The sequence below is a fragment of the Streptomyces sp. NPDC005899 genome (genome assembly GCF_040629645.1).
GTDB lineage: Bacteria > Actinomycetota > Actinomycetes > Streptomycetales > Streptomycetaceae > Streptomyces.
Genome location: NZ_JBEXWB010000391.1, coordinates 1 through 5367 on the forward strand (window position 1 = coordinate 1; position 5367 = coordinate 5367).

Below are 5367 nucleotides of genomic sequence, written 5' to 3' on the forward strand. Positions count from 1 at the left end.
CGGGCGGCCGGCCCGCCGCGCTCACGCGGCGGTGTCCCGTCCGCCGGATCCGGCTGCCCGCCTGTCACCCCGCATGGCGCCCACCCCCTTGCCAGGGCGCCCGGCCTCCTGAATTACTGCTCCCCAGGAGGATCGACCGAATGATCGGTCGTCCACTCGGGAGAGGACCATCCGTATGACGGCGCTGCTGGACGCGGCCGAGCGGCTCGGCCGCGACGAACTCGAGGCGCTGCAGCTGGCACGGCTACGGGCCACGCTGCGGCACGCGTACGACAACGTCCCGTTCTACCGGACGGCCTTCGACGCGGCCGGGGTGCGGCCTGAGGACTGCCGCTCCCTCCCCGATCTCGCGCGGTTCCCCTTCACCGTCAAGGCCGACCTGCGCGACAACTACCCGTTCGGGATGTTCGCGGTACCGGAGGAGCGGATACGCAGGATCCACGCGTCCAGCGGTACGACGGGCCGGCCCACGGTGGCCGGGTACACCGAGCGTGATCTGGACACCTGGGCCGACGTCGTCGCCCGGTCGATCAGGGCGGCGGGCGGGCGGCCCGGCCACAAGGTCCACGTGGCGTACGGCTACGGGCTGTTCACCGGCGGCCTGGGGGCGCACTACGGGGCCGAGCGGCTCGGCTGCACGGTCGTTCCGGCGTCGGGCGGGATGACGGCCCGCCAGGTGCGGCTGATCCAGGACTTCCGACCGGACATCATCATGATCACGCCCTCGTACATGCTGACGCTGCTGGACGAGTTCGAGCGGCAGGGGGTCGATCCCCGTTCGACGTCGCTGCAGGTGGGCATCTTCGGTGCCGAGCCGTGGACCGAGCGGATGCGCGCCGAGATCGAGGAGCGCTTCGCGATCGACGCGGTCGACATCTACGGACTGTCCGAGGTGATGGGCCCGGGGGTGGCGCAGGAGTGCGTGGAGACCAAGGACGGCCCGCACGTGTGGGAGGACCACTTCTACCCGGAGGTCGTCGACCCCCTCACGGGCGAACCGCTGCCGGACGGCGAGGAGGGGGAGCTGGTGTTCACCTCGCTGACCAAGGAGGCCATGCCGGTGATCCGCTACCGGACCCGGGATCTGACCCGGCTGCTGCCGGGTACGGCACGCGTCTTCCGGCGGATGGAGAAGGTCACCGGGCGCAGCGACGACATGGTGATCCTGCGGGGGGTGAATCTCTTCCCCACCCAGATCGAGGAGATCGTGCTGCGCACACCGGGTGTGGCACCGCACTTCCAGCTCCTGCTGACCAGGCGCGGCCGTCTGGACGCGCTGACCGTGCGGGCGGAGGCGAGGACCGGTGCCACGGCGGACGAGCGGGCCGCCGCCACGCGGTCCGTCGCCGCCGCGGTCAAGGACGGGATCGGGGTCTCGGTGGAGGTGGAGCTCGTGGATCCGCAGACGCTGGAGCGGTCGGTAGGCAAGATCAGGCGGATCGTGGATCTCAGGGAGACGGGTGACCCGGGCCGGGGCCGCTGACCCGGGCCAGGGCCGGCCGAGGCCGGTGTCTCAGGCTCGCGCGCCCGAGAAGCGTTCCCTCAGCTCCCTCTTGAGGATCTTGCCGCTGGCGTTGCGCGGCAGGGTGTCGAGGAACAGCACCTTCTTCGGGGCCTTGAAGGGGGCCAGCCGTTCGCGGGTGTGAGCGATGAGTTCCGCCTCCGTGGTCTCGCCGCGCAGTACGACGATCGCGGTGACGGCCTCGATCCAGCGCTCGTCGGGCAGGCCGACGACCGCCGCCTCGGCGACGGCCGGGTGGGTGTGGAGCGCGTCCTCCACCTGCCTGGAGGCGACCAGCACACCACCGGAGTTGATGACGTCCTTCACCCGGTCGACGACGGTGAAGTACCCCTCGCGGTCGCGTACCGCGAGGTCCCCCGAGCGGAACCAGCCGTCGCGGAACGCCTGGGCGCCGGCCTCCGGATCGTCCCAGTAGCCCTCGCAGAGCTGTGGCGAGCGGTAGACCACTTCACCCGCCGTGCCGTCGGGGACCTCCTCCCCCCGCTCGTCGACGACCTTCGCCTCCACGAAGAGGACGGGCCGCCCGCAGGAGTCCATCCGGCCCTCGTGCTCGTCGGGGCCCAGCACGGTGGCCAGGGGGCCGATCTCGCTCTGCCCGAAGCAGTTGTAGAAGGCGAGCCCCGGGAGCCGGTCACGCAGCCGCTCCAGGACGGGCACCGGCATGACGGAAGCCCCGTAGTAGGCCTTGCGCAGCCCACCGAGGTCGCGGGTGGCGAAGCCGGGGTGGTCGGCGAGGCCGATCCAGACGGTGGGCGGGGCGAACAGGCTGTCCCCCCCGCCCGACTCGATCAGGTCGAGGATGAGGTCGGCGTCCGGGGCGTCGAGGATGGTGTTCTCGGCGCCCACCGCCAGGTACGGCAACAGGAACACGTGCATCTGCGCGGAGTGGTAGAGCGGCAGCGAGTGCACGGGGCGGTCGCAGGCGCGCAGGTCGAGCGCGGTGACGGCACTGACGTACTCGTGGACCAGGGCGCCGTGGGTCATCATCGCGCCCTTGGGCCGGGCGGTGGTGCCGGAGGTGTACAGCAGCTGGACGAGGTCGCCGGCCTGCGGGGCGCGCTCCGGGGTGAAGGACCGGGGCGTGTCCAGCGCGCCGAGGAGCGAGTCCGGCGCGTCGCGCAGGGGGCGCACGGCGTGGCCGGAGGGCACGCGGGCGGCCAGGCCGGGGTCGGCGAGGACGAGGGAGCTGCCGGACTGCCGGAGGATGTACGCCAGATCGTCGCCGGTGAGGTTCTGATTGACCGGCACGTGGATCAGGCCGGCCCGGGCACAGGCCAGGTAGGCGATCAGGTACACGTCGGAGTTGTGGGCGTAGGAGGCGACCCGGTCTCCGGGGCGCAGGCCGTGGGTGGCGGTCAGCTCGGCCGCCGCCGTACTGACGGCCGCGTCGAGGGCGGCGTAGGTCCAGGTCCGTTCCGCGTACCTCACGGCGGTGTGCTGGGGCGTGCGCCGCGCGCTGCGCGCCACGACACCGTCGACTGTGCTGCTGCGTACACCGGTCATGCCGTGATCCTGTGCGGCGTGGCGCCGGGGGTCAAGAGCCGGGGCCGGTCCGGGACCGGCGTGTACCGCGCGCGGCGGTGACCGGGAGTGGGTCGCTTCGCGGCCGTGAACGTTCGGCCGCGCGGGCGACCGCCAGCGGCTGACGTAGCGTCAGAAATTTGTGCGGGCGGGGGCGGACAGGGCGGAGACGGCACAAGTAACCTCTGCTCCGGCAGAAACTTTCACCGCTTGGCGGGATTCTCGAAAGTTACTTTCGCGCGGTGCGGGCGCTGGTGCCGGGTTCCGGTGCCGGTTCCGGCACCGGCGCTCCGGACGTGAGGGAAGTGATCGCTGATGACCGGGAACGTGTCGGACCGGGGAATGAGCCGCCGGAGGACGGTCGGCGGGATACTTGCGCTGGGCGGGGCACTCGCGCTCGCCCCCATACCTTTCGCGGAAGCGGCCGGAGCGGCTGCCGGTGCGGAGACGGCGGGGACGGGGACCGGGGCGGCCATGGGATCGGAAGCGGGCGGCATCACGTTGCGCCGGGGCTCGGCCGCACGTGCCGGACTGCTGGCCGGGCCGCTCGACCAGCTCGTGGCGGACGCGGAGACGTACCTCGCCGGCTCACCCGTCCACCCGTGGTACGCCGGCGCGGTGCTGCTCGCCGGGCGCGGCGGGACCGTGGCCCTGCACCGGCCGATCGGGAAGGCCGTGCGCTATTCGGCGTACGACGAGACGACGGACACCGGCGTGGAGTTCCCCCCGGACGAGCAGATCGCGATGGCCGAGGACACGGTCTTCGACCTGGCGTCGGTGTCGAAGCTCTTCACCTCGATCCTGGCCGTCCAGCAGATCGAGCGGGGGGCCCTGACGCTGGAGGCGCCGGTCGCCTCCTACCTCCCGGACTTCGCGGGCGGCGGCAAACAGGACATCACGATCCGTCAGCTGCTCACGCACACCTCCGGCTTCCGTTCCTGGATCCCGCTCTACAAGGAGCCGACCCGAGAGGGGAAGCTCCGCCTGCTGTGGCAGGAGGTGCCGGCCTCGGCCCCCGGCACCACGTACCTCTACTCCGATCTCAACCTGATCTCGCTGCAGCTGGTCCTCGAGAAGATCACCGGCCGCACCCAGGACGTCCTGCTCCGGGACGAGATCACCGCTCCGCTCGGGATGCACCGCACCCGGTACAACCCGCCCGCCTCCTGGAAGCCGAAGATCGCCGCCACCGAGGACGCCCGGCTCCCCTGGTCGGGACTGGACCGCGGGCTCGTCTGGGGCGAGGTGCACGACGAGAACGCGTACGGCCTGGGCGGGGTGGCCGGTCATGCCGGTGTCTTCTCCTGTGCGTGGGACCTGGCGGTCCTGGGCCGCACACTGCTCAACGGGGGTGCGTACGGCCGCTCCCGAATCCTGTCCCAGGAGTCGGTGGAGCTCCTGTTCACCGACTTCAACACCGCCTTCCCCGGTGACGAGCACGGCCTGGGCTTCGAGCTCTACCAGCACTGGTACATGGGGGCGATGGCCACCCCGCGCACTGCCGGCCACACGGGCTTCACCGGCACCAGCCTGGTCCTCGATCCGACGACCGACTCCTTCCTGATCGTGCTGGGCAACTCCGTGCACCCTGTGCGCACCTGGCGTTCGGGGAGCGCGCCACGGGTCGCCACGGCGAACCGCATGGCCCGCGCCGTACCCGTCCGCCCCGCTCACGGCCGTACCGCGTGGTTCTCCGGGATGGCCGGCTCCGCCTCCGCCACGCTCGGCCTGCCGGCGCTGCGCCTCTCCTCCTCCGCGCCGGTGCTGAGCTGCGCGCTGTGGTGGGACACGGAGCCGGCCTCCGACCTCCTGACGCTCGAGGCCTCGACGGACGCCGGTTCGTCCTGGCGGCCGGTGCCCTTCACCACCGCGGCGGAGGAGGGAGGCCCCCAGGAGTCCCGGTCCCACCCCACCGGCTCGGTGTCCGGGTGGTCCGGGCGCGTATGGCACCGGCTGGAGGCCGACCTCGCGGGCCTGCGCGGACAGGCGGTGCTGTTGCGCTGGCGGTACACCACCGACCAGTTGTACGTCGGACGCGGCGCGTACGTGGACGACCTGGAGGTCCGGGACGGGAGCCGTACGCTCTTCGACGGCAACAGGCCCCGCGACGCCCGGCGTGTCGACGCGAAGGGCTGGGCCGTCTCCGCCGACTGAGCGCGCGCCGCCGGCCGGGCGGCCCGCGTGGACGGGTCCCGGGCCGTGTCCGGCCCCCAGGTCGTGCCCGTGTCCGGTCCCGAGGGCGGGGGACGCGTTCGACCGGAGAGCGCGGACGACCGGCAGGCGCGGAACCGCCGGGTTCCACGGTCGGCCGGCGCCGGGTAGGG

At 72.4% G+C, this 5367-nt stretch carries 3 protein-coding genes; 2 read left to right on the forward strand and 1 reads right to left on the reverse strand.

Translation table 11 applies throughout. The features are described from left to right. Nucleotides 1-175: 175 nt before the first annotated feature. Nucleotides 176-1483 (forward strand): phenylacetate--CoA ligase PaaK, encoded by a 1308-nt coding sequence (gene paaK, locus ABZ371_RS28340; protein WP_358684766.1) that lies wholly within the window; start codon nucleotides 176-178, stop codon nucleotides 1481-1483. A gap of 30 nt (nucleotides 1484-1513) precedes the next feature. Here the strand turns inward: paaK and ABZ371_RS28345 are convergent, their stop codons facing one another. Beyond that, complete coding sequence (locus ABZ371_RS28345; RefSeq protein ID WP_358684769.1) at nucleotides 1514-3025, reverse strand: fatty acyl-CoA synthetase; 1512 nt, start codon at nucleotides 3023-3025, stop codon at nucleotides 1514-1516. 333 nt (nucleotides 3026-3358) lie between these two features. Between ABZ371_RS28345 and ABZ371_RS28350 the strand changes: the two genes are divergently transcribed. Next, nucleotides 3359-5197 (forward strand): serine hydrolase, encoded by a 1839-nt coding sequence (locus tag ABZ371_RS28350; RefSeq protein WP_358684772.1) that lies wholly within the window; start codon nucleotides 3359-3361, stop codon nucleotides 5195-5197. Nucleotides 5198-5367: the final 170 nt, after the last annotated feature.

Coding starts and splice junctions, on each gene's coding strand:
- ABZ371_RS28350 (WP_358684772.1), top strand. CDS start 3,359: ATGACCGGGAACGTGTCGGACCGGGGAATGAGCCGCCGGAGGACGGTC.
- ABZ371_RS28345 (WP_358684769.1), bottom strand. CDS start 3,025: ATGACCGGTGTACGCAGCAGCACAGTCGACGGTGTCGTGGCGCGCAGC.
- paaK (WP_358684766.1), top strand. CDS start 176: ATGACGGCGCTGCTGGACGCGGCCGAGCGGCTCGGCCGCGACGAACTC.